The following is a 26,730-nucleotide window of genomic DNA, read 5'->3' as shown; positions in this document are numbered from 1 at the left end:
GTTGCCAGAGGAGGAACATCGGCAATCCTCTGCGAGTAGATATGTACTGCGAACACGTCTCTCACAGGGGCGGAAAGGCTGGGCGCAGTCGAAGTGAATGGCTGAACTTGCGGAGCGAGCGGATGTGCGAGCAGTCGAAAAGGTGAGAAGGAATATTTTCTGTGCTTCTGTACAGATCGGCCAGAGCGCCGGTTATCAAGAGGAGGGGTGGATCGATGAAAACTTTGATCTTGATCTACGACGGGTATGCTGAATTTGAGGTCAACCTGGTGGGATTGTTTATGAAAGGAAAGGGAGAAGTCGAGATGGTCGCCGATCGCGAGACCGATTTTGTGACCGGAACTGGAAACTTTCGAACTGTCGCGCATGTGCAGCTCTCCGAGGTCGATCCATCCGAGTATGATCTGCTGGCGATCCCAGGCGGCGATCTATCACACTTGCTCGATCAACAGGCCGTTTTGAATCTGATCAGGGCGTTCCATGCCCAGGGTAAACTGATCGGCGCCATCTGTGCCGGACCTGCTCTGTTGGCTGCGGCAGGCGTTTTGGCGGACAGCAAGTTTACCACCTCCTTTACGAAAGAGGAGGAGCCGGCTGCCAATCTGTTCGCTTGGGAGCACTTTACCGATGAAGATGTGACGGTCGCAGGCAATCTTGTGACCGCAAAAGGGAATGCTTATGTAGAGTTTGCCGTTGCGCTCTATGAGCAGTTGAACCTGTTTGAGTCGGAGGCGGACAAGGAGGAGACGTTCGATTATTTTCAAAATCGGCAAAGTTGTCGAATGTGAGGTTCATTACTTTCAAAAAGGAACTAAGGGTATAGACTGAAGCATTATGGGCGACAAGAGGGCCTGCTGATGAGGTGAAACACGTGATGTCCAAGGTGCAAGAAATATTGCCCGCTGAGGTGGCGGAGCGGTTGCGAAACAAGGAAGCGCTGAAGATCATCGACATCCGGACCGATGAAGAAGTGGAACAGGGGATGATCCGAGAGGCGATTCACATACCGATGTTCGAACTGGCGGACAGCTACCAAGATTGGGATCGCGGGGAAGAGATCATCTTTGTCTGTCGCTCCGGTAGAAGAAGTTTGGCAGTCTGTCAAGTTTTGACGATGGAAGGGTTTCGCAATGTGAAAAACATGACGGGCGGAATGCTCGCCTATCCGAATGAATCGTGACGAACCTCCCGTGTGTCGGGAGGTTTTTTTGTCCGAAGTTGTTCTTGGCGAGCTGGGGAAACGTGGTAGAATAGAGTCTACCGAATTTTAAAAGTTCAGTGAAGTTGGATCGAGGTGAGCGATAGTGAAAAGTTTTCCGACGTTGCAGACGGAGCGCTTGGTGTTGCGCGAGTTGCGGATGACAGATGCGGGCGCGATTTTTGCCAATTTGTCAGATGCGAAGACGATGGAATATTTTGGGATGGACCCGCTGACTCGGCTCGAACAGGTGGAACCGATCATCGAGAAGAACCTGCAGACCTATGCGGAAGATCGTGGGATTCGGTGGGCGATCACCTTTCGTGAAGAGGATCGGTTGATCGGCACGATCGGGTATCATCATATTGATCGCGCTTGGTTTCGCTCGGAGATCGCCTATGAGCTCAACCGTTCCTTGTGGGGGAAAGGCGTGATGCGAGAGGCGCTGCTGGCAGTGCTTCCCTATGGGTTCGATCAGATGAACCTCAATCGCATCGAGGGGCTGGTCTCGCCAGAAAATGTCGGCTCGCTTCGCCTGTTGGAAAAATCCGGCTTTACGAAGGAAGGCGTGCTGAAAGAGTACATGTATTTTGGCGGGCGCTTTCATGATGCGGTGGTGTACGCTCTGTTGAAGAGCGAATTCGAAGCGTAAAGATGAGCGTGGAGGTTGATCAGAATGGCGATTCGCAAGATTGAACATGTCGGCCTGATGGTGCAAGATCTGGAAGCATCGATCAAGTTTTATACGGAAGTGTTAAACATGGAATTGGTCGACCGCATCGCGCATACGAACGGCGTGATCGAGCTGGCATTCCTCCGCTTTCCTGGGGCGGAACAGACGCAGTTGGAACTGATTCAGGGGTATGATGGCAACCTGCCGCAAGAGGGCAAGGTTCATCATCTCGCCTTTCAGGTGGACAACCTCGAAGCGGAGATCGAGCGGTTGAAGCAGCATGATGTAAAGTGGATCGATCAGGAGATCACCACGCTGCCCAACGGATCGCGCTACATGTTCTTCCACGGCCAAGAAGGAGAATGGCTGGAGCTGTTCGAGACGAAAGGTGATCTGTAGGAGGAAGGCTAAGTTTATCGCGTGTAGACAGCGTGCTCTTGGTGCGAGGTCTACACGCTTTTTGTTGGTTTTTTGGCAATGCCGGAGGGTGTGTCTTGGCGAGGAGTTGGAATGTGTTAAGATGGAATTAATTGATCATTAAAGTAGAGTTGGATGGGAGTGGACGATGGTGAAAAGTTTTCCGACGTTGCAGACGGAGCGCTTGGTGTTGAGAAAGTTGCGCCAGACAGATGCGGGTGATTTTTTTGCAAACTTTTCGGATGAAGAGACGATGCGATATTTTGGGATGGAGCCTTTGACGCAGCTTGAGCAGGCGGTGCAGACGATCGAGGGGCGCCTGCAAGCATTTGAGGAGGACCGGGCGATCAGGTGGGCGATCACCTTTCGTGAAGAGGATCGGTTGATTGGCACGATCGGGTTTCACCGCTTTGATCGAGAATCGTCTCGCGCCGAAGTCGGCTATGAGCTCAACCGTTCCTTGTGGGGAAAAGGCGTGATGAGCGAAGCGCTGCAGGCGGTGTTGGGGTATGGGTTCGATCAACTGAACCTGAACCGCATCGAGGGGCTGGTCTCGCCAGAAAACGTCGGTTCGTTGCGCGTGCTGGAAAAGGGCGGTTTCACGCAGGAGGGCATCTTGCGAGCATACATGTTTTTTGGCGGGCGCTATCACGATTCGGTGATGTTCTCCATGCTGAAGAGCGAGTTTGAAGCCAAAGCGAAAAGTTGAACGGTAGGAACTGAATTATGATCTCCAGATCGTCGGTGGAAAGCTCTTGTTCAGTCCGTTTTCAGAAAGGGGTTTTGTTTTGCCCTTGGATGGCAATGATCATTTCCACCTTTATTTATTTAGAAAATTACAAAAGGTGCACAAACGCTCAGTTTGGTTATAATGAAGGGAGTTGAGATAGAAAAGAGGAGATTGAGATGATCGAACAACAGGCATCGAAAAGAGCGAGCGAATCCAGAGCGGTCAAAGCGAGCATCGTATTGCCGCCCGATACGAACAACCACCGCACCATGTTTGGCGGCAAGGTCATGGCCTATATCGATGATATCGCGGCGATCTCCGCGATGCGGCATTGCCGCAAGCGCGTCGTCACCGCATCGACCGACTCGGTAGACTTTTTGAATCCGATCAAGGAAGGCGACTCGATCTGCCTCGAATCGTACGTAACATGGACGCACAAGACGTCGATGGAAGTGTTTGTCAAGGTGACGGCAGAAGATCTGCTGACCGGACATCGCCTGCTGTGCGCGACATCCTTTCTGACTTTTGTCGCGCTCGATGATGACAATCGACCGACCCCTGTACCGCACGTGACGCCGGAGACTTCGGAGGAGAAGCGGCTCTATGAGAGCGCTCCGTCCCGTGCTGAAGCGCGTCGCGCCCGTCGCGAGGAGCGGAAAAAGCTGGCCGAGGAGTTCAGCCAGAAAAAGCCGTGGGATCGTTAAAAACAAGAGTCTGGGGATATCCCCAGACTCTTGTCATTTTTCATAGACTGTCTTGCCGCCGATGACGGTGCGGACGACTTTCGCTGCTAAGAGCGCATCAGGCTCTTCGATCATGATGTTTCGGTCGAGGATGGTCAGGTCGGCAAATTTGCCTGGTGCGATCGTGCCCTTGACTTCCTCTTCCCGCGTGGCGTACGTGCCGCCGACTGTAAACAGGCGCACCGCCTCCCGGACGGACAGCTTCTGCTCCGGCTGATAGCCGGCGTGCGTGTCACCTGGCGACCTGCGCGTGATTGCCGCATGCAGGCCGAGCAGCGGTTCGATCGGCTCGATCGGCGCATCGGAGCCGCCTCCGCAGAGCAACCCCGCGTCGAGCAGCGTCTTCCACGCATAGGATGTCGGCAGATGCTCCGCTGCGATGCGCTCCATCACCCACGGATAGTCGGAGGCGACAAAGCGCGGCTGCAGATCGAGCGCCAGCGTATCGCCCAGCTTTTTCATCCGCTCGATCTGCTCGGGGCGCAACACCTGCGCATGAATCAGGCGGTGGCGATGTCCGGCGACGCTGTTTTTTTCGATCGCATCGAGCACCATGTCGGTCGCGCCATCGCCGATCGCATGGACGGCGATCGGCATCCCATGCGCCCGCCCGAGGCTTGCGATCCGCAATAGCTCCTCTGGCGACACGATCGCCGTGCCAAACGTGTGCGGCGCATCCGCATACGGCTTGGTCATCAGGGCGGTGCGCCCGCCCATCGCGCCATCCGCAAAGATCTTCAGCGCGCCGATGTTGACCCATTCATCGCCATCGCCGGTGGTCAGCCCGGTCGCCTTCAACTCGTCGAGGTGCGGATAGTAGATCAGCAGGTTGCTGCGCAGTCGTAGGTCCTCCTCGACGATCAGCTCGCGGTAGAGCTCCCAGGTGTTGACAAACCCGTCCAGCTCGCGGAGGTCTTCTGTGTGCACGCTGGTCAGCCCGCAGGACGTGGCATGCTGAACGCCGCGGCGCAGGACGTCTTTCAGCTCGCTGCGACTGCGCTTGGGAATCAGGTCTTTCAGCAGCTGGGATGCGTTTTCATAGATCATGCCGTTCAGATCGCCAGACGCATCGCGCCCGAAGGAGCCGTCCGCCGGATCGGCAGTCGTCCCGGTGATGCCTGCGCGCTCAAAGGCGAGCGAGTTGGCGAGGTAGGCGTGGTTGCAGACGCGGGTCAGCAGGAGCGGATGATGGGGAGCCGATTCGTTCAGCTCCCGCAAGCTGGGCGGACGGCGATCGGAAAATTGATTTTCGTTCCACCCGACGCCGACCACCCATTCGCCCTGCGGCACGGTGATCACCCATTCACGCAGCATCTTCAACATCTCCGCCACGCAGGTTGCGGAGGTGAAGTCGAGGGTGGATAGCTTGATGCCGTGGTTGGCGACGTGCAGGTGGTTGTCGATCAGGCCGGGCAGGACGGTCGCGCCTCCAAGGTCGATCTCCTCGACATCGGCGCGTCCGCACTGCAAGCGGATGTCCTCCGTCGTGCCGACCGCGAGGATTCGGCCGTTTTCAATCGCCAAAGCGGTCGCTTGCGGCTCGCGGCTATCCATCGTGTAGATCATGCCGTTCGTATAGATCGTCTTCATCAGCAGAATCCTCCTTTTCTCTCAATTGTACAAGAAAATATGCAGGGCGGTAATAGATACCGTTGACCCTTCATGGGCGAAGTTCTACAATACAAGGAAGTAGGACTTGTAGAAATGAGGGAACTGAATGAACGAATATAGCCAAAGACCGTTCGCAGAAGCTTTTACTTTCGATGCACGTCTTGGCATCTATACGCTGAACTCCGATCTGGATTGGAGCCGCTTTACCGAGGAGGAGCGCAAGCGGATCGCCGCCAGATGGGTGTTGATCTGTTCGGCGCTCACCGACCGAGTGGCCGAGCTTGAAGTGATGATGATGGATCGCATCGAAGCGATTTACACGGCACAGGACGAAGAGGAGATGCATCAGCTGAACGATCAGATGATGGATTTTGCCAGCGTCGCCTGTGATTTGAATATTTTAGCTCGCAGTGTGTTTGAAGATTTGGCGAAAGCGCATTTCTAAAGCGGGAAGAAGGCGGTAGAATGAGCAAAGCGTGGGAGTTTGTCCTAGATGAGCGGCTTGGCATCCACTTGCCGCAACTTTCGCTCGACTGGTTGCTGTACAGCCGAGATGAGCAGGAAGTGATGATCGAAGAGTGGGAGCGCATCAAGTCGAGGATTCCAGATCGCGTGCACGAGCTGGAAGCGGTGATCAACAAGAAACAGCTGGCGGCTGCACAGGAAGAGGATTGGGACACCGTCTGCGATCTGTACCAGGAGATCTTTCGCGTTGCGAGCATCATCAATGATCTGAACATCTGGAAGAACGTCGAACAGTACGTTTCGCCAGTTTTCGAAGCGGAAGGCGCAGGCATCGCAGAAGAGCATACCAACAGAGAAAAATAATCGGGAGAGGCAGCGGAATGAAACGCTGTCTTTTTTTGCATGAATGGCGCATAATGAGTAGAGATGATCGTACGGACGGGTAGAGAGGGGATCTGAAAGATGACGCACGAAGAACTGGTGACGATGATGCAGCACACGCCGCTGCCGGAGCGCATGGGCAATTTTGAACGGACTCATTCACCCCAGCAGCCCAAGGAGCTTGCGGCAGGCCTGCTTTTCGTCGAATACAGCCATCTGCTGGAAGATGTGCAGTTTCAGGTGGTAATGCAGGAGAAGATGGCCCTGTTCCAACTCGTGCAAGGTGGCGCGACGATCCCGATGCAACAATTGACGCTCGAAGAGGCAGGTCATGTGCTTCGATCCGATCTGATGATGATCTTAGAAGATCTTGAAGATGAGCTGTAAGAGCTTTAGGAGGCTATACTTTTGCAACTTTTGCTGATCGATGGCAATCACATCATGTATTCGGTCTTGTATCGTTTTATCGCCAAGGCGAAGAAGCGTGGCGACTATGAGGAAGCGACCGCGGAGATTGTGGAAAAGACGTCCGCCCAGTATACGAAGATCATCAAGAAGCTGGTCAGACGCTTTCGACCTACGCACATGTGCGTGATCTTTGACAATGACGCGACCAATTTCCGTCATCAGATCTCGCCGATCTACAAAGCGAACCGCCGCGAGCGACCGAAGGAAGTTCATCCGCTGAAACAGAGCATCTACGCCCAGTTTCGCGAGGAGAACATCCCTTATTTATTCGCGTCCAACCACGAAGGCGATGATCTGCTCGGCACGATCGCCGCGCGGGCGGAAGCGCTGCATCGCTGCCGGAAGGTCATCCTGCTCTCCGGCGACATGGATCTGGCGCAGTTGGTGTCTGCCAAGACTCAGCTGTACCTGATCAATTCGGGCATTTTTACCGGCTCCTGGGTGACGGAGAAAAATGTGAAAGAGCTGCTCGATGTGGGGCCTGAGCAGGTGCCGGCGATCAAATCATTGCTCGGGGATCGCACCGACAACATCAAGGGGATCTCCGGTCTGCGGCGTCCCAACGTGCTGCGCGTGATCGAGAAGTATCCGGACATCGAGCAGTTTTTGGCGCTGGAAAAGGGCAAGAACAAGACGGAAGCGCTGATCTTGCGCCACCGCGACCATGTGGTGAACAACTTGCGCTTGGCTCGCATCATCTGCGATCTGCACTTTCACCTGCGCTGGGAAGACTATCTGGTCAGCGCGTGGATGGATGGGCAGGAAAAGGAGCGCCCGGCGGAGCGGACGGTCGACGGAGCGGACAAACCCCGGCAGAAACTGAAGCGCAAAAAACGGCCGAACAGCGCTCCAAAAGAGGTGCCACAGGCCGATCCTTCCGCCCAACCGATCGAGAAAGTGGAGGACGCGTCTGGTGAAACGGCCGCTTCTTCCAGTGAGGAAAGCAAAAAAAGAAAGAGAAGGCGCCGCTCGCGCAAACGCAAAACGGCTGCTGGCAGCGTCGAGAACTCCTAAGATCCCTGTCCTTAATGGACATGGGATTTTTTGTTGTTCACTTTTACAGGAAGGATTTTTTATGCTAAATGTCAAATTTAAATGGAGTAAATTCTTCCGATGTGGAGGGGAGTAAATGTGGTCGAATCGATCCTTAAGATTTTTTGGAAGGATTTAGGTACTTACATGCAAGAAGATGAGTACCTCTCGTACTCCCAACACGTTCGGGAGTTGATCCATTTTGTGAATGAAGTGATGGCGACAGGCGAGCGGAATGAGCAATCATGGATTCCGTTTTTTGAATATGGGCAAGAGTTTGGCTATTTGATGGGCAGCCGGAACATGACATTGGAGATGGTGTTGGAGCTCGGCACCATGTTTCACGAGACGATTTTCACTCATATTATGCGAAACTATCCGCTCTCGCATGAGGAACAGGAAGCGTTTGGGCGCATGCTCTATCTCTCTGCGAAGATTAACACCTATATGAATCGTATGGTGCTCGGGTTTCATGCATGGCAGGAAGCGAAGATCAACAGGATGATCGTGCAGGAGCGCAACCAGATCCTGGAGCAGTTGCCGTTCTCGGTGACGATCTATGATCAGGAGGGGCGTCTGCAGTTTGCGAACGACCTTGCGATCAAGTCGACCAAGCTGACGCGCGAAGAGGTGATCGGCATGACGCGGGCGGAACTGCGAGTCAGGGACAGCCGTTCTCAGGAGCCGGACGGCACATGGCGCAAGGTGATGGCCGGCGAGCCTGTCAAGCTGCGCACGGAGATGACCTCAGAAGAAGATGGGTTGCTGCTGATCGAAAAAGAGATGATCCCACTGCTCGATGAGGCGGGAGCTGTGACCGGCTCGATGACGATCGTCTATCCGGCGGTCAGCGAGAAGGAGCGGCTGTACAACCTGCACAAGCAGTTTTCTTTTGTGCTCAACTCGATGAACAGCGGTCTGTTGATCTTGAATCAAGATTTCTCGCTGACCGCTTACAACAAAAAGGCGGAGGAGATCTTTGGGCTGTCTGCCGAACAGGTGTTGGGCACCTCTGTGCTCGAACTGTATCAGCGCTACACCGAAAAGGATATGAGCCATTCGAAGCTCTACTCGGCGATGAAGCGCGGGCTCCCGATCAGGAGCCTAGAGTATTCGATCACGCTGAACGGTCGAGGGCTGACGATTCGCATCGACGGCAACCCGATCAAAAATGCGCACGGGGTGCCCGTCGGGTACATCCTGATCATCGACGATCAGACCGAGTTGCTGGCGATGCGCGAGGCGATGATGCGCAATGAAAAGTTTGCGCTGATCGGCCAGTTTGCGGCGGGCATCGCCCATGAGATCCGCAACCCGCTGACCACCGTGTTCGGCTTTTTACAGCTTTTTGCGTCGCGCTCCGTCCAACCGGACAATTTTCATGATCTGACCGTCAAGCTGCTGATCCCGGAGCTCGATCGGGCGAACACGATCCTCTCCGATTTTCTGATGGTCTCCCGCCCGCAAGCGCCGCAGCGACAGTTGGTCGACACGCAGACCTTTTTGATCGATGTGCTGCGCTTGGTCGAGTCGGAATCCAATCTGCGCGGGGTGATGCTCGAAGTGGACGCGCCGAGCGATCTGCCCTCGTTGCACCTCGACGTTCAGCAGATGAAGCAGGTGTTTCTCAACCTCTGCAAAAACGCGTTCGACGTCACCCCGCCGGGCGGCAAGCTCGTCTTGCGCGTCAAGGTGGAGGCGAGCATCGTGAATTTTGAAGTGATCGATGAAGGGCCGGGGATTCTGGCAGAAGATCTGTCGCACATCTTCGAGCCGTTTTACACGACGAAAGAGCATGGCACAGGCCTCGGGCTGCCGATTTCGCACCGGATCATCGAAGGGCATGGCGGCATGCTCACCGTGCGCTCGACAGAAGGGGTGGGGACGATCTTTGTGATCGGCATCCCGTTTGCGCAATGAAGAAAAAGAGCCTCCGCTTAGACGCGGAGGCTCTTTGGCAAGATCAGGTTGGTGACAGCCTGCAGGATGCCGTCATCCTTGACATGGGCGGTCACATGGCGAGCGCAAGCGAGCAATTCGGGACAGGAGTTGCCCATCGCAATCCCCAGGCCGACATGTTGGATCATCTCCAGGTCGTTTTTGCCATCGCCAAACGCGGCAGCTTCCTCGCGGGAGATGCCCAAGCGATCGAGCAACAGCTGCACGCCTGTCGATTTGTTGATCCCTTGGGGGGTAAGATCGAGCGCCCACGGGTGCCAGCGGTGCTGATACAGCTCGTCCGCATAGCGCTCCGTGTAAGGGCTGGCTTCTTCCTCTGGCGCGAACAGAATGCATTGGTAGATCTCCGGCAATCGGCCAGCCTCACTCACCGGGATCGGCTCTAAAAAGCCGATCTCCTCATCCGCTTGGGACAGGTAGGGGCAGTCGGCGATCGAGCTTGTGGAAAAAGTATGTTGGGCACCATAGAGCAGCAGCGTGTGGCCAGGTGTGCGCTGGGCGCGCTCCACCCATTCGTCGATCCGCTCTGTGGAAAACGCAGTGCCCGTCACTGTCTGACCGCGATGACCGAGATGAGCGCCGTTGCAGGTGATCGCCCAGTCGATGCTGAGTTGCTCGCGCAGTTCGTGCAGCTCAAACTCAGGCCGTCCGGTGGCGAGGGCAGTCGTGATGCCCTGCGCTTGTAACAGCGAGATCGCGTGTCGGGTCGAATCGGGGACGACCTTGTCGCTCAGCAGTGTGCCGTCCACATCGAAAAATACGATGCGGATCATGAGGACAACCTCTGCACATACCACTTGTCGCTCATCTCTTGCGGTGCGACTCGGTATTTGCGTCCATCTTCGAGCAGGACGAGGTAGGCGCATTCGAGCATCCGCCCCAGCTCATCCGCTTCCAGCGGGCCTTCCCACAGCATGCCATCTGGCGTTTCGACTTCGAACAGCTGCAGTTCCCCATTTAAAAATGCCACCCGTGCGGTCGCCACCTGCATGGCTTTTTCTCCGCGTGGATGGATGTGTACGGTCGCTTTGTAGGACATCTGTGATTCACCTCGTTGACATGATACCACTTCCACTGCGAGAAGGCATCCGATTTCTGATACAATGACAGGGAAGGCTGAGGAGGTGCGGACATGGGGATGAACGAGTTGATGCGGACGGCAGCAGCCGTGTTGGACCATGTGTACGACGGGGTGGCGGCGATCGACGATCAGGGGCGCATCGTGTACGTGAACCCGGCCAATGAACGGATCACGGGGTTGAAGCGGGAGCAACTGGTCGGTCGGCATGTGAAAGATGCGATACCCAGCGCGCACATCGTAGACGTGCTGGTGACAGGGGAGCCGTGCATCGGCATTCGCACCCAAGTGGGCGAGCATCTGGTCGTGTCGAACATCGTGCCCGTTCGCGAGCAGGGGGAGCTGGTCGGCGTGGTGTCTGTGTTTCGCGATGAGACAGACTTGCGCCGACTGGCACAGCAGCTCTCGAAGGCGAACGAGACGATCGAGCATCTGGAGCGCCTGATCGATGCGGAGGGGCGCGGCGGGATGATCGTCGGCGAGAGCGAAGGCATGCAAAAGGCGCTCGCGCTGGCGACAAAGGCGGCCCGCGTTTCCTCGCCGGTGCTGATCCAAGGGGAGAGCGGCACCGGCAAAGAGGTGATCGCGCGCTACATCCACGAGCAAAGCCCGCGCAAAGGCATGCCGTTTGTGCCGATCAACTGTGCGGCGATCCCGGAAAACCTGTTGGAAAGCGAGCTGTTCGGCCACGAGGAGGGCGCTTTCACCGGGGCGAAAAAGGGCGGGCGCCCCGGCGTGTTCGAGCTGGCGGACGGCGGCACGCTCTTTCTCGATGAGGTGGGTGACATGAGCTTGCACCTGCAGGTGAAGCTGCTGCGCGCCCTGCAGTTTCAGGAGATTCGACCTGTTGGTGGATCGGTCACCAAAAAGGTCGATGTGCGCTTCCTGTTTGCCACGCACCACAACTTGCGCGAGAGCGTCGCTGCGGGAACGTTCCGCGAAGATCTGTACTACCGGATGGAGGTGGTGAGCATCCACCTTCCGCCGCTGCGGGAGCGCAGGGAGGACATCCCGCTCTTCGCTACGTACGCGCTCAACAAGATCACCAAAAAGCTGGGCCTGCCGCCGCTTCGGATCGGCGACAGCGCGATGCAGGCGCTTCGTCGCTACGCTTGGCCGGGCAACATTCGCGAGCTGGAAAACGTGCTGGAGCAGGCGGCGATCTTCGATGAGGACGGACTGATCGACACGCACGATCTCCCCAAGCGCTTCGGGGATCAAGCGGTGGCAGATGTGCCGCTCGCACAGGCGGCGGAACGGACGTTTCCCACGCTGCAAGAGGTGGAAGAAAAACTGTTGCGCCAAGCGCTGCGCACGTTTCGAACCAAAGGGGAGGCGGCTGACGCACTCGGGCTCTCCCGCGCGACGCTGTACCGAAAACTCGAAAAATACGGTTTGTCAGACAATGATGTATCATTTTGATACATCATTGTCTCGTTTTGAAACAAAGCTGCAACTTCTCAAACTCGAAGCTGCAACTCCGTCCACGCCAATCGGCAGAAAAATAGTTGGCATGATTTTTGCATTAACTATTTTTCGACAAAGGGGCAGGAGGAGATGACTTCATGCGTTTGGCAGAACCGTACAAGATTAAGATGGTGGAACCGATTCGTCTGATTCCTCGTGAAGAGCGCGTTGAGAAGCTGAAAGAGGCGGGCTACAACCCGTTCCTGTTGCGCTCTGAGGACGTATATATCGATCTGCTCACCGACTCCGGAACGGGTGCGATGAGCGATGCGCAATGGGGCGCGATGATGGTGGGGGATGAGTCCTATGCGGGCTCGAAAAGCTTTTACCGCTTGGAGAAATCTGTGCAGGATGTGCTCGGCTATCAATACTTGATCCCGACTCACCAAGGGCGCGGTGCTGAACAGGTGCTGTTCCCGCTGATCATCAAGCATTCGGGGCAGTACGTGCTCGGCAACATGCACTTCGACACGACAAAGGCGCACATTGAGCTGGCGAAAGGTCGCGCGCTGAACTTCGTCATCGAGGACGCGTACGATTCTTCGACCTACCATCCGTTCAAGGGCAACTTCGATCTGGCGAAGATGGATGCGTTTATCGAAGAGAAGACGGCAGGCGAGATCGCGTTCATCCTGATCACCGTCACCTGCAATTCGGCTGGAGGTCAGCCGGTGTCGATGGAAAACATCCGCGGCGTGCACGAGATCGCTCGCAAGCATCAGATCCCGCTGTTCTTCGACGCGGCGCGCTATGCGGAGAACGCCTATTTCATCAAGCAGCGCGAAGAGGGATATGGCGATAAGTCTGTGCAGGAGATCGTTCGCGAGATGCTCTCCTATGCGGACGGACTGACCATGTCGGCGAAAAAGGACGGGCTGGTCAACATGGGCGGCATGATCGCGATCAAAGAGGATGCGGAGCTCTACACGAAGTGCCAGTCGATGGTCGTTCCCTTTGAAGGCTTCCCCACTTATGGCGGGCTGTCCGGCCGCGACATGGAAGCGCTGGCGCAAGGTCTGCGCGAAGGGGTGGAAGAGGACTATCTTGCACACCGCATCGGTCAGGTCGAATATCTGGGCGAGCAATTGCGCAAGATCGGGGTGCCGATCCAATACCCGACAGGTGGGCATGCGGTGTTCGTCGATGCGAAAGCGCTTTTGCCGCACATTCCGAACCTGCACTTCCCAGCGCAAGCGCTGGCCAACGAGCTCTATCTGGAAGGCGGCATTCGCGGGGTTGAGATCGGCTCCTTCCTGCTCGGCCGCGATCCGGAGACGCGTGAAGAGCTGATCTCGCCGGTCGAATTTCTGCGCCTGACGATCCCGCGTCGAACCTATACGAACAACCACATGGATTTTATCGTCGACACGTTTGCGCGCATCTTGGAGCGCAAGGATGAGATCGAAGGGGTGCGCTTCACGTACGAACCGGAGATCTTGCGCCACTTCACCGCGCGCCTTGCGCCTGTACAAAATTTGACCGACAGTCACAAATAAGACAAAACTTCGAAACTTTTTCGCCCCTGTATCGTATGATTAACCATATGAGAAAGGGGCGTTTACTTTGTCCAGTGAAGCAAAGATTTTTGCGGTCTTATCCCATGTGTCGTACTTCTTTTTTCCGATCCTGCTGCCGGTCATCTTGATGTTGATCAAACAGGAGGATGAGTTTGTCAAACATCATGCTAAGCAGGCGCTGATCTTCCATGCGTCGCTCTTCGTGGCAGGGATTGTCGCGTGGATCTTGTGCCTCGTGCTGATCGGCTTCCTGCTCTTGCCTGTCATCGCGATCTTCGGCATTGTCGTGACGATCATTGCGATCATCCGCTCGGTCGAAGGCGAATACTACCGCTATCCGGTGGTGGGTAATTGGTTGGACTGAGGGCAAGCTAACTAGCATCCTTGAGCCAAAAAGGGGTGCTGCATCTATGGAGAGCAGGCAGAAGACGCTCGATTCCGTCTGGCAGTCGCTGCAGGAGCTTCCGCGCATGAAGCTGAACGAGCTGTTCGTCAAGCTGGGTCTTGCCAAGTCGATGTATGCCAAGCTCAAGGATCAGGAGGCGAAGAAGCTGTTTCTCGGCCTCGCCACCCGCTTGGACGAAGCGGCGTTGAATCAGGTGGTGCTGCTGCTCCGAGCGTAACACAGGATCGGGGGCGAGCTGTCCCCGATCCCTCCCAACTGAATAGCGCAGGTCGGGCTGCCGAATACTACCTACATCTCGTTTGAGGAGGTGTGGGCAAGTGAATCCATACGCGTGTCCGAGCTGCCACAACAAGATGAGGTTTCATATCTGTGAGCAAAACCCTGTGTCGGTCAAGCTGGACCCGCAGTCGGGAGAGGTCATGGCCTACATAGACCAAGGCGATCCGATGGCACATCCGTACAAAGGGGAGTCTCGCTTGGTCGAATGTGCGATCTGCGGGCAAAGCGGCACTGAAACGCTGTTTATCAAAACGGCACAGCGGCTCTGATAAAACCGCCTCATCTGCGCGAGTTGATGAGGCGGTTTTTGATTGGAAAACATTATGATGCGATGAGGAAAGGTGGACGCTTCTTTTGTTCAAGAACTTATTTATGATTCTTTTCCGCCCGCAAGCGACGGTCGATCGATTGCTTGAGGAGCGCAAATCGGGTCAGTCGTGGGGTGCGACCTGGTTTTTGGTCGGGATCAATCTGCTCTGTCTCGCCGTGGTTGGAATTTTCTTTGCGATTGAATTTAATGAACTTTTCGAAATGGCCAATCAGGTGGCCTTAGAACCGCTCGATCTGACGGTGCTCTATGTGAGCATGGGAATCATCGGCGTGTTCGCCCTCGTTGGGATCGTGCTCACCTATGTGCTCGCTCGATTTTTCTTCGAGTGGCTGGTCGTGCTCGGATTGCGCATGGTCGCTGCGAACGAGTATCCGACCGATCCGGCAGAGCGCTTGGAAAAGCGGCGTCTGTTGGCGCTGATTCAACCTTACACCGCATGGATCTATGTGCTCGCCTCGGTGATCACGCTGCCCTTCATTACGATGTTCTTCGACCTGTCGTCCTTTATCGATCTGGTGGAGCAGAGTGAGATGGGGCTGCTGAGCGACGACGAGCTCGGAGCCGATTTTGCCATGATCATTATCAAGTTGATCATCTGGAGCGCGGCGACACAACTGCTTTCGCTCGGACTGTTCGTCTACATGATCATCGTGCGCGTCCTGGCGATCAAAAAAATCTACAACATCTCCGGAGTCAAAGCGTTCTTCGGCCCGTTCATCACCTATGTGATCCTCTACTTCATCCTGTTTGCGCTCTATCTGTTCTTTGTGATCGTGGTCGGGTTTGTGAGCGATCCGTTCCTCTTGGACCCGCGCATGGTGTAACAGCAAGCTTTACAAACGACAAGGCCGCCCCCATTCAATTGGGGGCGGCCTTCCTTTGTTGTGCTTATGCCAAGCGCTCGCGAACGGTGGTGACGATCTCGTCACGCAACGAGATGATCGATGATTCGATCTGATCGCGTTTTTCCTGATAGGTGGTGCGAAGCTGAATATTTTTCAGACCGGGCAGGTTGATGTCCACTGTCAGCAAGGCGGACTGTGCGGCCGCTTCGAGCAGGAAGGCTGCGATGCCGAGGTCGGAGATCACATTTTTGTTCGCCGTCTTGGCGATCGTCTTCGAAGCTTGCAGCGCGTCGAGGCACAACTGCGCGAGGTTGGTCGGCACTTCGGTCGCGTTTTCTGTCGCTTCCTGCAGCGACTTGGCGCGGATCGCCTTTTGCTCCTCGGTGTCTTTCGGCAGTTTGAGCGCGCTCATGTAGCGGTCGAAGGTCAGCATATCCGCTTCGAGCAACCGTTCAGCACTGGTGATCGCTGCTTCCATCTGCGCGACGATCGCCTTCATCTCCGGCTCTACCTCGCTAAACTTGGCACCTTGCGTCAAGTTGCCGACCATCGAGGTCATCGAAGCGCCAAGCGCGGCGACGAGCGCGGCGACAGAGCCGCCGCCGGGCGTCGGGGCGTCAGAAGCTGCTCTGCTCACAAAAGAGCGAATCGTTTCATCAAACGTTGCCATTGCATTCGACCTCCTTGGCTTGCAGGTTTTGCAGCTTCATCGCCCGCATCAGGTTGGCGAACAGAAGGGCGGTGGTCACCGAACCGACACCGCCGGGCGTCGGGGACATGCCGGCGACGCTGTCGATCACTTCGGGTGCCACATCGCCGGTGATACCTCCGTCTTCCGTCTCGTTGATGCCCGCATCGATCACCAGCAGGTCCGGATGAACCATCTCGGGGGTGATCAGCCGCTTGCGACCGACCGCGACAAATGCGATATCCGCTTTGCGGATGTGCGCACCGATATCGGGTGTGCGCGAGTGGCAGACGGTCACGGTCGCATTTTCGCGCAGGAGCAGGTGGATCAGAGGCAGACCGACCGTCTCCCCACGGCCGACGAGCACAACATCTTTACCGGCCAACGTGTGACCATAATGCTTGAGCAAGCGGATGCAAGCTTGCGGTGTCGCCGGGTACAGTCCGGCCTCGCCGGTGACGGTGGCAAGGCGGTTGTGCGGGGTCAGCCCATCCACGTCTTTGGCCGGGTCGATCGCTGCGGTCGCTTTTTTCGTGTCGATATGCTTGGGAAGCGGCAGTTCCAACATGATGCCGTGCACGCTTTGATCTTCGTTGAGCTGTCCGATCGTCTTCAGCAGTTCGTCCTCTGTCACTTCGGATGAAAAGGTGTGCAGCTCATAGTCGATGCCGAGCTTCTCCGCCGCCTTGCCCTTCGCTTGCGCATAATGGTAGGAAGCGGGGTCGCCTTCGACCAACAGCACCGCCATCTTGGGCGCATGTCCTCCCGCTTTCCAAACTGCCACCTCTTGGATAACCTCTTCGCGGACGAGGTCGGCTACCGGCTTGCCTTTAAATGATTGTGCCATCTTTCGATCCTCCTGAAATAGCGAACAATTTATTCTAGGGTGCAATGCAATGTTCGATTTTTTCTGTTGTTACCGATTATACACGTCCCATTTCTGCTTGTCGACCCTTCGAAAAACGAAAGAATAGTGAATTTCGGAAAGGAAAACGACCTGACTTTGATTAGCGTTTCCAAGTCAGGTCGTTTTTTGCACCGCTTACGAGTTTCTCGCCTTGCCTTTCACGTAGGAATCGGAGAACAGGAACAGCCAGGCGAGGAAGAGCAGGCCGGGGATCAGCACCAGATAGCCGAGCCCGAGCGTCCAGGTGAGAAACTTCGCCATCGTCTGGTTGACATAGGCGTCATTGATGTTGAGCAGCGGATAGAGCAGATAGGGCATGTGCGAATATCCGTATGCTGCGACGGCTGCCGCATACTGCCCGATCACCAGCACAAAGGTGATGCCAGGCCACTTGCCGCGCTGGAGGAACATGTACGCGTTGACGAACAGGAAGCCGGACAGCAACAGCAGCCAGGAATATTCGGTCGCCAGCGTCAAAAAGTGTTCCGGTCGATGGTCGGCCAACGGCAGCAGCAGGAACGCGCCAGCCCCGAGCGCCGGCAAACCTGTGTTCAGCGCCACTTGGCGAAATTTGGCCTGCGCGGACTCAGACCCCGCTCGGCTCGCGTAAAAGTGCAAGAACACGGCGGAGACGAACAGGACGCTCAGCAAGGCGAACAGCACGAACGACCATTGCAAGGGGCTTTTTAACACCTCGCCGAACAGCAGAACCAAGCGGCCGCCCTCTTCGGTGACAAATCCACCTTCCGAGACGGGGATGATGCTGACCAAGACCATCGGCAACAGCAGTCCGGTGATCGCCTGCAGGAAGGTGGGCAGCGGCTTGCGCACTTTTGCGTAGTGAAAATAGGCGAAAAAGGTGCCTTTTATGATCAGCAGGATCAGCGCGATCGACCCGGGCAAGAGCAAGATGGTGCCATAGACGTAGGCGCTCTGCGGAAAGAAGCCGACCAGACCGACCACAAAGGCGATCAAAAACACGTTGGTCACTTCCCAAAACGGAGACAGGTACCGCTCGATCACCTCTTCCACCTCGCGCGACCATTTGCGCCAGCGCGCCCAGAAGAGCAGAAATCCGGCGCCGAACTCGATCGACGCGAGAATGATGTAGGAGAAGAGGAACAGCCAGAGCAGCGAGATGGACAGTTCCGGCCCACTCATTGCGAGATCCCTCCTTCGTGTGCTCCTTCGTGCGCGCGGATCGCTTGATACTCAGGGTCGAGATCGACCGGACGCTTGCGGAAGAAGCGGATCATCACGATGCTGGTGATGATGGCGATCAGGAGATAGACCAGCACGAAGAGGAAGAAGTATTCGCGGATGCCGGTCATCGAGGTGACCGCATCCTCCATCTTCATCACGCCATAGATGATCCACGGCTTGCGTCCGATCTCGGTGAAAATCCACCCGCACTCCATGCCGACGATGCCGATCGGCCCGAGCAGAACGGCCAGCGCGAGCATCCACTTCGACTGCGGGAAATGTTTTTTCCGCCAGATTCCAAACAGGTAGAGCAGGGAGAGCAGGATGCCAAACGTGCCGGCACCGACCATCACTTGGAACAGATAGTGGATTTCCACCGGGGGCTGCACCTCTTTGGGGAACGCGTTCAGCCCGCGAACTTCCGCATTAAAATCGCCGAAGGAGAGGAAGGAGAGCAGCTTCGGCAGCTCGATCTTGTAGTGGATCTCCTGTGACTCCTGATCGATCAGACCGCCGACGAGCAGCGGTGCTCCTTCGGTCGTTTCAAAAAGAGCTTCTGCCGCCGCAAGTTTCTCCGGGTTGTAGGCGGCCATATATTTGGCGGACACGTCTCCGGCAACAGCTGTCAGGATTCCGGTGACCAGCGCAAAAGACATCGTGAGCGTCAGCGCTTTTTTAAAATAGGGAATCCGCTTTTTGCGGATCAAAATATAGAAGGCGGTCAGAGCGACCAGCGCACAGGCGGTGGTGAAGTAGGCGGATGTCAGCACGTGGAACACTTTGCTCGGCGTCGCCGGGTTGAAGATGGCAGCCAGCGGATCGATGTCGACCAGCTTGCCAGCTTCGATCCGAAAGCCTGCCGGAGCGTTCATAAACGCATTGACCGTCGTGATCAGGGCTGCCGACATCGAAGAGCCGATGATCACCGGCAGAGAAAACGCCCAGTGAACCCACGGGTTGCGAAACCGACCCCACGTGTAGAGATAGATGCCTAAAAAAATCGCTTCCAAGAAAAAGGCAAACGCTTCCATCATAAACGGAAGGGAGATCAATTCTCCTGCCAACTGCATGAAGTTCGGCCAGAGCAAGTTCAGTTGAAATCCGATCGTCGTCCCGGTGACGACACCGACGGCGACCAGAATGACGAAGCCTTTTGCCCAACGCTTGGCGAGCAGCAGATACTCTGGGTCTCGCTTGCGAATTCCGATAAACTCCGCAAGTGAAATCAGGACGGGAATCCCCACACCTAGCGTGGCAAAAAAGATGTGAAATCCGAGAGTTGTGCCAGTTAAAATACGGCTGAACAGCAGATCGATCATCAAAGCCACACCCTTTCTCTATCTCATGTAGAAGCGCTTCTGCTTTTAGCATACGCACCTCCAGATGGCGAAACAATGGTGGGGCGAGGGGGAGGGGTGACAACATTGTGAAAAACGTCACAACATGAAAGAAGGACGTTATGGTATGATGGCGAATGAAAGATTGGCATGAAAAATAGAGGCTGATCGATCATTTGTAGACAGAGGAGGTCATCAAGTAAAGATGGGAAAAAAGGATCGCAATCAAGGAAAACGAGAATCAAAACAGTTGCGCCGTGAGCGTGAGCGCCGCAAGAAAAAGCGCTTGCCGATCATCTTTGGCTCCGTCGTGGCTTGCGTCATCATCCTGATCGGCGCTGTTGTGCTGTCCAACATGTATGATGAGACCAAGCAAGAGCAAAAGGCGTTGTACCAAGATGAGATCTCCGTCTCGGAGATGGAGAGCAAAGTTTCCAGCCAGGATGATTTCTTCGCCTATTTCTATCAGCCGAGCTGCGAGCATTGCAAAGTCGTCTCGCCGATGCTGATCCCGATGGCGAAGCAAATGAACGAAGCTCTCTTTCCGGTCAACATCTACGGGAAAAACTCAACATGGGAAAAATACCAAGTGGAGGGCACTCCCGCTTTGATTCACTTTAAAGAAGGCAAGGAGGTAGGTCGCCTTGTCGGAGAGCAATCGAAAACCACATTTGAAGAGTTCCTCAAAAAATAGCATGATCTCTCTGCTAAAGCTCGTCCTGCGTCTCGTTCTCGCCGGCATCTTTCTCTGGTCGGCCATCGCTAAGTTTATGGACATTTTTACATTCGGAGAAATCTTGCGTTCCTACAACCTGTTGCCTGACGCCTCGATCAAGCTGCTGGCGATCTTGCTCCCGATCGTCGAACTGTTTGTCGGAATCGGGCTTTTGATCCCGTTTACACAGCGCATCGCCGCCTGGGGTGTGATCCTGTTGTCGCTCGCATTTGCTGGCGGTCTGCTCTACAACTACGGTGAGATTCTGCCCTACGGTTGTGGCTGTTTCGGTCCGAATGAAGCGCAGGCGGTCGGATTTCTCGATGTGTTCAAAGACATTCTGTTCATCGCAGGCGCCGCTCTGTTGCTCCTGTTGAATCGGCGAAAAACCCTTGCTTAGGCAAGGGCTTTTTTCATTAGAAGATCTTTAGAAGATCTTTTGGCGGTCGCGCTCCTCCTTGAGGATCTCCACCGACTCCCGAAACCGCAGGGAGTGGATCACTTCCCGCTCGCGCAGAAAGGCGAGCCCATCCTTGAGGTCGGGGTCGTCCGTCATGTCGATCAGCCATTGGTAGGTGGCGCGCGCTTTCTCTTCTGCTGCGATGTCCTCATAGAGATCGGCGATCGGGTCCCCTTTGGCGGCGATGTACTGCACCGAAAAGGGGACGCCAGCCGCGTTGTGATAGAAGAGGGCGCGGTCGTTGTTCGCATAATGCTCCCCAAGACCTGCTTCCTTCAATTGCTCAGGGCTTGCATCTTTGACCAATTTATAGACCATCGTTGCGATCATCTCCAGATGGGCGAACTCTTCCGTCCCGATGTCGTTGAGCACGCCGATCACCTTATCTGGCACGGTGTAGCGCTGGTTCAGGTAGCGCAGGGCGGCTGCCAGCTCACCGTCCGCACCGCCGTACTGCTCGATCAGATACTTTGCCATGCGAGGGTCGCACTTGGACACGCGCACCGGGTATTGCAACTTCTTCTCATAGATCCACACGCTGCGTCTCCTCCTTAGACTTGCCAGGGCCAGGGAGCGTCTCCCCACTCGAATGGCGCTCTGGAATAGGAGTTGCCAAACCCCTGCAAGGGGCCGAACTTCGCGTCAAACTGCTGTTTGAGCACCTGCTTTTTCTGCGCATAGAAGTTGAACTGCTCGATCGCCTTGCGGTCATGTGGGTGCGTATTCAGATACAAGTTAAGCTCAACCAAGACAAAGTCGACCGTCTGCAGGTCGTGGAGCAGTTGATAGTATTCATCGGGCATCTGTTTGCTCATCGTTCAACCTCCGGATGCTTTCCTTCGACCGGGCCGTGATAGGGATCGTAATACAGCGGCCAGAGTGTGCCTTTGCACAGGGCGGTGTGGGGATCGAACTGCGGGAGATTGGGCGGTTGCACTTGGATATAGAGCGAGGGGGGCGTCGAATAGGATTTGACAAGGATTGGCTTGCAAGGGTCGAACGGTGAGACGTACGGATGCCAAAACTTGCGCGGGGTGAACATCGGCCACTACCTCCCGTTTGTCGTGTTATCCCCACAGTATGCAGGGGCAAACGCACAGGACACTCACCTAGATCGAATTGGGCGCATGCGGAGGAACGGGCTCGATCAATGCGGTTCGAGCAGGTGCGTGAACTGGTTTTGGAGCAGGCGGGCGGCTCGCTCGCGCACCGGTTGGTTGGAGACAGCGGCAAGACAATGCAGGGCGGCATCGCGCAGTTCGTGCAGGTCGTCCGGCTCCGATCCTGTCAAGGCGGAAGCGGAGCGCTGAGCGATTGCGAGCAGCGCATCGAGCGCTTCTTGCTCCGCGTGCTCCTGTTGCAAAAATCCGCGCAGTTCGGCGATGCGGCAGATCAGTTCGCGCCACTCGAAGATCTGGCGATTTCGCTGTCTCGTCGCCGTGCAGAGCGCAGGCGGCGACCCAGCGATGACAGAGCCGGGCGAACGCCACGCATCTGGATCGAGCGACTCCGCATATTTCTGCTGGCAAAACGGGTCGGATGGCAACAGGTCGATCACCTCGCGGAAGGCGGACACTCGGTTGCGCCGACTTGCTGCCTGGCCCCAAAACGTGTGTTGCTGTTGGTTCTGGATGTAGGCAGAAAAGGATCGTGCGATCTCGATCTCCCTTTCCTGCGCCACCGGATGAGCTGCAAGGATCGCTCGCTTGACCTTGTTGTCAGGGACGGCAGCCTCCCCCTGACCTTGTTGAATCCAGCGCTTGCGATAGAGTGCCAGATCGCGGCCGGTCACCCCGGCTGGCGATTGGCCGCGCAACACTTGGAAGCGATAGTCCCCATACTCCTGATACATCGCGCTCATCGAATAGCCGTCCAGCAAGATCGAGAGGTCTTCCTGCATGCTCATGATCTCAGCGAGCACGATCTCTTCCAAGCAGGAGATCGACGCTTCGAGGTGTGCCCAGATGCTCCACTCCTCTTCCGGCGTGCCCAGCACTCGCGGGTAGAGGTCATGAAAGAGCAGGATATGGGCGATCTCATGAAAGTAAGTATGGAAGGGAAACTTGAGAAAAGTCCCTTGTTCCAGCCGCATCGCTTTTTGATAGATTCGTCCATGTTCAGGTCGGAAGATCTGATATTCCTCTTTTTCGAGATCGAGCACGAGCTCGATCCCAGCGTTGTAGCTGTGAATCCAGATCGTATGATAGGTCGGGCTCAGCAGCAGCGCGAGGCTGTGGTTGGTCACTTGGGCAGGCAGGTTGAACAGCTGGCCGTTGATCTCAGGATGGAGCGACAGCGCGGTCATGCCGACGCATAACGCTTGGTACAGCTCAAACTCTCCTCGCTTGGCAGCCTGGCTACAAAAGCGATGCAGCGCTTGCAGAAGTGAGGTCACAGAGTCTGAGTCGAACGTTTCGGTCTGGTAATATAATTCCAGTCCCGCTTGGAAATCATCCGAATCGACTGTCAGAAAAACGTTTACACCATCGACCCACAGGTCGGACCCTTCCCGCGTCTCAATCCATGCGTCAGGATCGGAAGCGCGCTCTCTTAACAGTTGATAGCGGGCAAACAGGCGTTCATCTAGCATGGGGAGGCACCTCCTCTATTTTAAAAATGGCACCCAGAGCGGGTGCCATCGAAGATGTACTAGCATCTTTCCGGATTGCCGAAATAGATGTCTGTAATGATTTTGCCGCGCATCGCTGCAACAGCCTTGTTTTTCGACATGTTAATTTTCACCACTTTTCTCATGATTACCCACCTCCTTTTTGTAATTATATAACATTATATTAAAAAAGCAAATAAAGCGTTGATAGATTGCCACGTCATTAAATTTCGCATCTGCAATCAGCAAAGCATCTAACTGCTTGTACCTGATAAAATCGTGAATATAAACAATGTTTGTCGCCCGAAACTCCGAGCGTTATAATATTCTGAGAAAATGGAGAGCAGGCGACCTTGCCCGATGAAACTTATGAGCAGTCGATGCCCAACAATCGCTTGCTTCCCTTCGATCCGATCGTTCCACGCAACGATTCGACCGATGAAGAAGTGTGTTTTTATGTTGTTTTATGTATTTTTATACTAATCTCTTTGAGAGGGTGCATTTCTTTGGACGAGCAAACGCTGTGGACGCGAGATGATGGTTTCACGATCAGCACGGAGAAAAGCTATCTCGACATCGAGATGATCTATCAATTTTTGCGCGATGAGTCGTATTGGGCACAAGCGATTCGCAAGGAGCTGGTCAGCGCTTCGATCGAGCATTCGACGCTCTGCTACGGAATCTACGAAGGCGATCCGCGGGAGGGGCAAGCGAAGCAGGTCGGCTTTGCCCGCGTGGTGTCAGACCTCGTTCGATTTTCTTGGCTGGGGGACGTGCTCGTCCTGCCCGAATATCGGGGCAGAGGGCTGAGCAAATGGATGATGGGCATCATTGTCGAGCATCCCAAGCTAAAGGGCACCAGCTTCAATCTGGGAACGAACGATGCGCACGGTCTGTATGCGCAATATGGGTTTCAACCGATCGATAAGGTCGAAAACAGGATGGCGAGACCGGTCGATTGGGACGCGGTCTATGCGGGGCATGGGCTTGAGAAATAGGCAAGCTGCCGGTGTCGAACACCGCACCGGGCGAACAGCTGTGGGCGATCGACCCTTACAGAATGCGGCCAGATCAAAGATGATCAGGTAATGTTTGTCTTGCGGGGATGTGGCGGCTATAATGTATTAGGAATCGTCTCCTGTAACACTCTATTGGGAGTATCAATTTCCAGAGGAGGAACGAAATGAGCGAGAAAGAAGTATTTCTGACCCGCGAAGGGCTCAAGAAATTAGAAGAAGAGCTTGATTTTTTGAAGAGCACCAAACGCAAAGAAGTTGCGGAACGGATCAAGATCGCAGTTTCTTATGGTGACTTGAGCGAAAATGCCGAATACGATGCGGCAAAAGATGAGCAGGCGTTCGTCGAGTCGCGCATCGTGCAACTTGAGAAGATGATGCGCAACGTTCGCATCATCGAGCCGGGCAACGATGATAAATCGATGGTGGCCCTCGGCTCGACGGTGAAGCTGAAAGAGTTGCCGGATGGCGACTTTGAAACGTATGCGATCGTCGGATCCACCGAATCGGACCCGTTCGATGGCAAGATTTCGAATGAATCTCCGATCGGAGCGGCTGTGATCGGCCGCACCGTCGGCGATAAGATCACCGTGAACACGCCGGGCGGTCAGATCGAATTTGAGATCGTCGAGATCGTCTAGGGGAGAGCGCATTTGATCAGAGGAGCAACAGCTGAAGACAGGGCGGCCGTCCAGAGGCTCTACGAGGAGCTCTGCCCCGGTCAGCCCGTTCGCGTGATCGCTTCGCGCATCGAGGCGGTCGCCGAGGACCCGCACCACTTTCTGCTCGTGCATGAAGCGGACGGACAGGTGGATGGCACCGTTTTTGTGAACTTCTGTCCAGACCTGAAGTTTGGCACCCTGCCGTATGCGGTGGTGGAGAATCTGGTCGTTCATCAGGAACGGCGAGGAAACGGTATCGGTCGTCGCTTGATGCAAGAGGTTGAAAACCTTGCCCGCGAGCAGCGGGCGACCAAGATCATGCTGATGAGCAACCGTCAGGAGTCGCATCGTTTTTTTCAGATGCAAGGGTATGATGGCGGTGCGTCCAGCGCGTTTCAAAAGCTTTTAAGCAGTGCAGAAATCAATCATGCATAGTGGAAACGGCTCGGTCGAGTGGACCGGGCCGTTTTTTTGTCCAGAAAAAAAGATGCCCGTCCAGCTCGTTCGACCGAATATCCTGTTACGAACGCTTCGATCGCGTTCAAACTTAAATGATTCAAAGGAGGTCGAGAATGGTCAATTGGAAGAAGAGTTTGCTGATCGGTCTTTTCTCTTCGATGCTGTGGGAACAGAACGCCGTGGCGACGGTCGTCGGGCTGCAGCGGGCAGATCTGCAGATGTCACCCCGCTTCGACTGGGCGAGCAAATCGCCGCTCAAGGGGGGAGCGAGAAGCGATCTCGCGTCGAGAACGGTCGTGAAAGAGCTGTGGCAGGAGCGGTATGAACTGCACCGGCAGCAGTTCATACCGGAGGTGAACGCTGATCTGGCGCAGGGGGTTGCCAGCAGGCTGAAACTCGAACAGTTGGACATCGTAACAAGGAGTGCCGACACGAACGCGCGTCAGCAGGTAGCTGTTCCACCGCTCCTGGCCAGCCGCGGTGGAATGAGACTGCCGACCGCACCCGAGTCAGCAGCTGCGGGATCGCCGCAAGATCGGGAAGCGAAACCGCAACAGCAGACGGGGCAGAAAACGAGCAACCAGCCGCCAACCTTGCAGCCCAATTCGGGCGCGACCGCTCCGCTGGGCGGCAGAGCAGTGTCGGTGGCGATGCAGTATCAAGGGGTTCCCTATCAGTATGGAGGCGTCTCACCGCAAGGATTTGATTGTTCCGGATTTATCCAATACGTTTATCGGCAGGTAGGAGTAGAGCTTCCTCGCACCACCTATGCGCAGTCGAGCGCAGGTGCGCAAGTCGCCCAAGGGCAGCTGCAGCCTGGCGACCTCCTCTTCTTTTCGATCGGAGGTGTGGCGATGTCCCATGCTGGCATCTACATCGGGGGCGGACAGTTCGTTCATGCGGATGCGGATCGAGGGATCGCCGTGGCCGCTCTGTCCAACCCGTACTGGGCTGGCGTGTATCAGGCGGGGGTGCGGATCGGAGGTTGATGTTGCTGCGGCCGGTCGGGTCGGTTCTTTCCCGGCCGGTTTTGTGCTACAATATGTGGGAACAGTCCCTTGATTGGACATGCCTG

Annotated in this window: 34 protein-coding genes; 23 read left to right on the top strand and 11 right to left on the bottom strand. The window is 55.5% G+C overall.

Features of this window, described 5'->3' with window-relative positions; translation table 11 throughout:
* Nucleotides 1-215: 215 nt before the first annotated feature.
* From ACFSOY_RS16870 to ACFSOY_RS16845, 6 genes are all read left to right on the top strand, one after another.
* A complete protein-coding gene (locus ACFSOY_RS16870) occupies nt 216-788 on the top strand; it encodes a DJ-1/PfpI family protein (protein WP_386048615.1) in 573 nt (190 codons plus the stop codon).
* A gap of 86 nt (nt 789-874) precedes the next feature.
* The gene (locus tag ACFSOY_RS16865) at nt 875-1,180 is read left to right on the top strand and encodes a rhodanese-like domain-containing protein (RefSeq protein ID WP_386048613.1); all 306 of its coding nucleotides are present in this window, start codon (nt 875-877) and stop codon (nt 1,178-1,180) included.
* A 124-nt stretch (nt 1,181-1,304) separates the two neighbouring features.
* Nucleotides 1,305-1,850, top strand: coding sequence for a GNAT family N-acetyltransferase (locus ACFSOY_RS16860; protein ID WP_386048612.1), 546 nt, complete (start codon nt 1,305-1,307; stop codon nt 1,848-1,850).
* Nucleotides 1,851-1,874: 24 nt separating this feature from the next.
* Nucleotides 1,875-2,270, top strand: coding sequence for a VOC family protein (locus tag ACFSOY_RS16855; RefSeq protein WP_386048610.1), 396 nt, complete (start codon nt 1,875-1,877; stop codon nt 2,268-2,270).
* A gap of 166 nt (nt 2,271-2,436) precedes the next feature.
* Nucleotides 2,437-2,997 carry a GNAT family N-acetyltransferase gene (locus tag ACFSOY_RS16850; RefSeq protein WP_386048608.1) on the top strand — a complete coding sequence of 187 codons (561 nt, stop codon included), beginning with the start codon at nt 2,437-2,439 and terminating at the stop codon, nt 2,995-2,997.
* 197 nt (nt 2,998-3,194) lie between these two features.
* Nucleotides 3,195-3,722, top strand: a complete 528-nt coding sequence (locus ACFSOY_RS16845; RefSeq protein ID WP_386048606.1) for an acyl-CoA thioesterase — start codon at nt 3,195-3,197, stop codon at nt 3,720-3,722.
* Nucleotides 3,723-3,755: 33 nt separating this feature from the next.
* Here the strand turns inward: ACFSOY_RS16845 and ACFSOY_RS16840 are convergent, their stop codons facing one another.
* Nucleotides 3,756-5,351, bottom strand: a complete 1,596-nt coding sequence (locus ACFSOY_RS16840; protein WP_386048605.1) for an amidohydrolase — start codon at nt 5,349-5,351, stop codon at nt 3,756-3,758.
* A gap of 127 nt (nt 5,352-5,478) precedes the next feature.
* Between ACFSOY_RS16840 and ACFSOY_RS16835 the strand changes: the two genes are divergently transcribed.
* The 5 genes from ACFSOY_RS16835 (at nt 5,479) to ACFSOY_RS16815 (ending at nt 9,638) form a co-directional block, all read left to right on the top strand.
* Nucleotides 5,479-5,817, top strand: a complete 339-nt coding sequence (locus ACFSOY_RS16835; protein WP_386048603.1) for a VOC family protein — start codon at nt 5,479-5,481, stop codon at nt 5,815-5,817.
* Between the two features lie 20 nt (nt 5,818-5,837).
* A complete protein-coding gene (locus ACFSOY_RS16830; protein WP_386048601.1) occupies nt 5,838-6,200 on the top strand; it encodes a hypothetical protein in 363 nt (120 codons plus the stop codon).
* A 99-nt stretch (nt 6,201-6,299) separates the two neighbouring features.
* Nucleotides 6,300-6,605: a hypothetical protein gene (locus ACFSOY_RS16825; protein ID WP_386048600.1), complete on the top strand. Its 306-nt coding sequence runs from the start codon at nt 6,300-6,302 to the stop codon at nt 6,603-6,605.
* Between the two features lie 21 nt (nt 6,606-6,626).
* Nucleotides 6,627-7,700 (top strand): 5'-3' exonuclease, encoded by a 1,074-nt coding sequence (locus tag ACFSOY_RS16820; protein WP_386048598.1) that lies wholly within the window; start codon nt 6,627-6,629, stop codon nt 7,698-7,700.
* Nucleotides 7,701-7,865: 165 nt separating this feature from the next.
* Complete coding sequence (locus ACFSOY_RS16815; RefSeq protein ID WP_386048596.1) at nt 7,866-9,638, top strand: ATP-binding protein; 1,773 nt, start codon at nt 7,866-7,868, stop codon at nt 9,636-9,638.
* Nucleotides 9,639-9,655: 17 nt separating this feature from the next.
* Here ACFSOY_RS16815 and ACFSOY_RS16810 read toward each other — a convergent pair whose 3' ends face one another.
* Both ACFSOY_RS16810 and ACFSOY_RS16805 read right to left on the bottom strand, forming a co-directional pair.
* Nucleotides 9,656-10,450, bottom strand: coding sequence for a Cof-type HAD-IIB family hydrolase (locus tag ACFSOY_RS16810; protein ID WP_386048594.1), 795 nt, complete (start codon nt 10,448-10,450; stop codon nt 9,656-9,658).
* Nucleotides 10,447-10,716 carry a hypothetical protein gene (locus tag ACFSOY_RS16805; RefSeq protein ID WP_386048593.1) on the bottom strand — a complete coding sequence of 90 codons (270 nt, stop codon included), beginning with the start codon at nt 10,714-10,716 and terminating at the stop codon, nt 10,447-10,449. Before ACFSOY_RS16805 ends, ACFSOY_RS16810 begins: the two co-directional genes overlap by 4 nt.
* Before the next feature lie 93 nt (nt 10,717-10,809).
* On the opposite strand from ACFSOY_RS16805, the gene ACFSOY_RS16800 reads away from it, so the two are divergent.
* The 6 genes from ACFSOY_RS16800 (at nt 10,810) to ACFSOY_RS16775 (ending at nt 15,579) form a co-directional block, all read left to right on the top strand.
* On the top strand, nt 10,810-12,177 hold the full coding sequence (locus ACFSOY_RS16800) for a sigma-54 interaction domain-containing protein (protein WP_386048591.1): 1,368 nt from the start codon (nt 10,810-10,812) through the stop codon (nt 12,175-12,177).
* A gap of 143 nt (nt 12,178-12,320) precedes the next feature.
* Nucleotides 12,321-13,718 carry a tryptophanase gene (locus ACFSOY_RS16795; protein WP_386048589.1) on the top strand — a complete coding sequence of 466 codons (1,398 nt, stop codon included), beginning with the start codon at nt 12,321-12,323 and terminating at the stop codon, nt 13,716-13,718.
* Between the two features lie 67 nt (nt 13,719-13,785).
* Nucleotides 13,786-14,103, top strand: coding sequence for a DUF4870 domain-containing protein (locus ACFSOY_RS16790; protein WP_386048587.1), 318 nt, complete (start codon nt 13,786-13,788; stop codon nt 14,101-14,103).
* A 46-nt stretch (nt 14,104-14,149) separates the two neighbouring features.
* The gene (locus ACFSOY_RS16785; protein ID WP_386048586.1) at nt 14,150-14,362 is read left to right on the top strand and encodes a hypothetical protein; all 213 of its coding nucleotides are present in this window, start codon (nt 14,150-14,152) and stop codon (nt 14,360-14,362) included.
* Between the two features lie 100 nt (nt 14,363-14,462).
* The gene (locus ACFSOY_RS16780; RefSeq protein WP_386048584.1) at nt 14,463-14,693 is read left to right on the top strand and encodes a hypothetical protein; all 231 of its coding nucleotides are present in this window, start codon (nt 14,463-14,465) and stop codon (nt 14,691-14,693) included.
* A gap of 85 nt (nt 14,694-14,778) precedes the next feature.
* Nucleotides 14,779-15,579 carry a hypothetical protein gene (locus tag ACFSOY_RS16775; protein WP_386048583.1) on the top strand — a complete coding sequence of 267 codons (801 nt, stop codon included), beginning with the start codon at nt 14,779-14,781 and terminating at the stop codon, nt 15,577-15,579.
* 64 nt (nt 15,580-15,643) lie between these two features.
* Here ACFSOY_RS16775 and ACFSOY_RS16770 read toward each other — a convergent pair whose 3' ends face one another.
* From ACFSOY_RS16770 to ACFSOY_RS16755, 4 genes are all read right to left on the bottom strand, one after another.
* Nucleotides 15,644-16,270 (bottom strand): cyclodeaminase/cyclohydrolase family protein, encoded by a 627-nt coding sequence (locus ACFSOY_RS16770; RefSeq protein ID WP_386048581.1) that lies wholly within the window; start codon nt 16,268-16,270, stop codon nt 15,644-15,646.
* On the bottom strand, nt 16,257-17,135 hold the full coding sequence (locus ACFSOY_RS16765) for a bifunctional 5,10-methylenetetrahydrofolate dehydrogenase/5,10-methenyltetrahydrofolate cyclohydrolase (RefSeq protein ID WP_386048579.1): 879 nt from the start codon (nt 17,133-17,135) through the stop codon (nt 16,257-16,259). Before ACFSOY_RS16765 ends, ACFSOY_RS16770 begins: the two co-directional genes overlap by 14 nt.
* Before the next feature lie 195 nt (nt 17,136-17,330).
* The gene (locus ACFSOY_RS16760; protein WP_386048577.1) at nt 17,331-18,356 is read right to left on the bottom strand and encodes a cytochrome d ubiquinol oxidase subunit II; all 1,026 of its coding nucleotides are present in this window, start codon (nt 18,354-18,356) and stop codon (nt 17,331-17,333) included.
* Nucleotides 18,353-19,717 carry a cytochrome ubiquinol oxidase subunit I gene (locus ACFSOY_RS16755; protein WP_386048575.1) on the bottom strand — a complete coding sequence of 455 codons (1,365 nt, stop codon included), beginning with the start codon at nt 19,715-19,717 and terminating at the stop codon, nt 18,353-18,355. The genes ACFSOY_RS16760 and ACFSOY_RS16755 overlap by 4 nt, the downstream gene beginning before the upstream one ends.
* A gap of 223 nt (nt 19,718-19,940) precedes the next feature.
* Between ACFSOY_RS16755 and ACFSOY_RS16750 the strand changes: the two genes are divergently transcribed.
* Nucleotides 19,941-20,429 carry a thioredoxin family protein gene (locus ACFSOY_RS16750; RefSeq protein ID WP_386048574.1) on the top strand — a complete coding sequence of 163 codons (489 nt, stop codon included), beginning with the start codon at nt 19,941-19,943 and terminating at the stop codon, nt 20,427-20,429.
* Between the two features lies 1 nt (nt 20,430).
* Complete coding sequence (locus ACFSOY_RS16745) at nt 20,431-20,850, top strand: MauE/DoxX family redox-associated membrane protein (protein WP_386048571.1); 420 nt, start codon at nt 20,431-20,433, stop codon at nt 20,848-20,850.
* Between the two features lie 27 nt (nt 20,851-20,877).
* Here ACFSOY_RS16745 and ACFSOY_RS16740 read toward each other — a convergent pair whose 3' ends face one another.
* From ACFSOY_RS16740 to ACFSOY_RS16725, 4 genes are all read right to left on the bottom strand, one after another.
* The gene (locus tag ACFSOY_RS16740; RefSeq protein WP_386048570.1) at nt 20,878-21,447 is read right to left on the bottom strand and encodes a manganese catalase family protein; all 570 of its coding nucleotides are present in this window, start codon (nt 21,445-21,447) and stop codon (nt 20,878-20,880) included.
* Between the two features lie 14 nt (nt 21,448-21,461).
* Nucleotides 21,462-21,725 carry a spore coat protein CotJB gene (locus tag ACFSOY_RS16735; protein WP_386048567.1) on the bottom strand — a complete coding sequence of 88 codons (264 nt, stop codon included), beginning with the start codon at nt 21,723-21,725 and terminating at the stop codon, nt 21,462-21,464.
* Nucleotides 21,722-21,952, bottom strand: coding sequence for a spore coat associated protein CotJA (locus ACFSOY_RS16730; protein ID WP_386048565.1), 231 nt, complete (start codon nt 21,950-21,952; stop codon nt 21,722-21,724). Before ACFSOY_RS16730 ends, ACFSOY_RS16735 begins: the two co-directional genes overlap by 4 nt.
* Before the next feature lie 105 nt (nt 21,953-22,057).
* Nucleotides 22,058-23,500 (bottom strand): hypothetical protein, encoded by a 1,443-nt coding sequence (locus ACFSOY_RS16725; RefSeq protein ID WP_386048563.1) that lies wholly within the window; start codon nt 23,498-23,500, stop codon nt 22,058-22,060.
* 524 nt (nt 23,501-24,024) lie between these two features.
* Here ACFSOY_RS16725 and ACFSOY_RS16720 point away from each other — a divergent pair.
* From ACFSOY_RS16720 to ACFSOY_RS16705, 4 genes are all read left to right on the top strand, one after another.
* Complete coding sequence (locus tag ACFSOY_RS16720; RefSeq protein ID WP_386048561.1) at nt 24,025-24,516, top strand: GNAT family N-acetyltransferase; 492 nt, start codon at nt 24,025-24,027, stop codon at nt 24,514-24,516.
* 185 nt (nt 24,517-24,701) lie between these two features.
* Entirely contained in the window at nt 24,702-25,175 is a 474-nt protein-coding gene (gene greA / locus ACFSOY_RS16715; protein ID WP_386048559.1) for a transcription elongation factor GreA, read from the top strand.
* Between the two features lie 12 nt (nt 25,176-25,187).
* Nucleotides 25,188-25,631, top strand: coding sequence for a GNAT family N-acetyltransferase (locus ACFSOY_RS16710; RefSeq protein WP_386048557.1), 444 nt, complete (start codon nt 25,188-25,190; stop codon nt 25,629-25,631).
* A 137-nt stretch (nt 25,632-25,768) separates the two neighbouring features.
* Complete coding sequence (locus ACFSOY_RS16705) at nt 25,769-26,644, top strand: C40 family peptidase (protein ID WP_386048555.1); 876 nt, start codon at nt 25,769-25,771, stop codon at nt 26,642-26,644.
* Nucleotides 26,645-26,730: the final 86 nt, after the last annotated feature.

Source organism: Tumebacillus lipolyticus, from assembly GCF_042682745.1.
In the GTDB taxonomy this organism is placed as follows: Bacteria; Bacillota; Bacilli; order Tumebacillales; family Tumebacillaceae; genus Tumebacillus_A; species Tumebacillus_A lipolyticus.
This window is presented reverse-complemented; position numbering and strand designations above follow the sequence as displayed.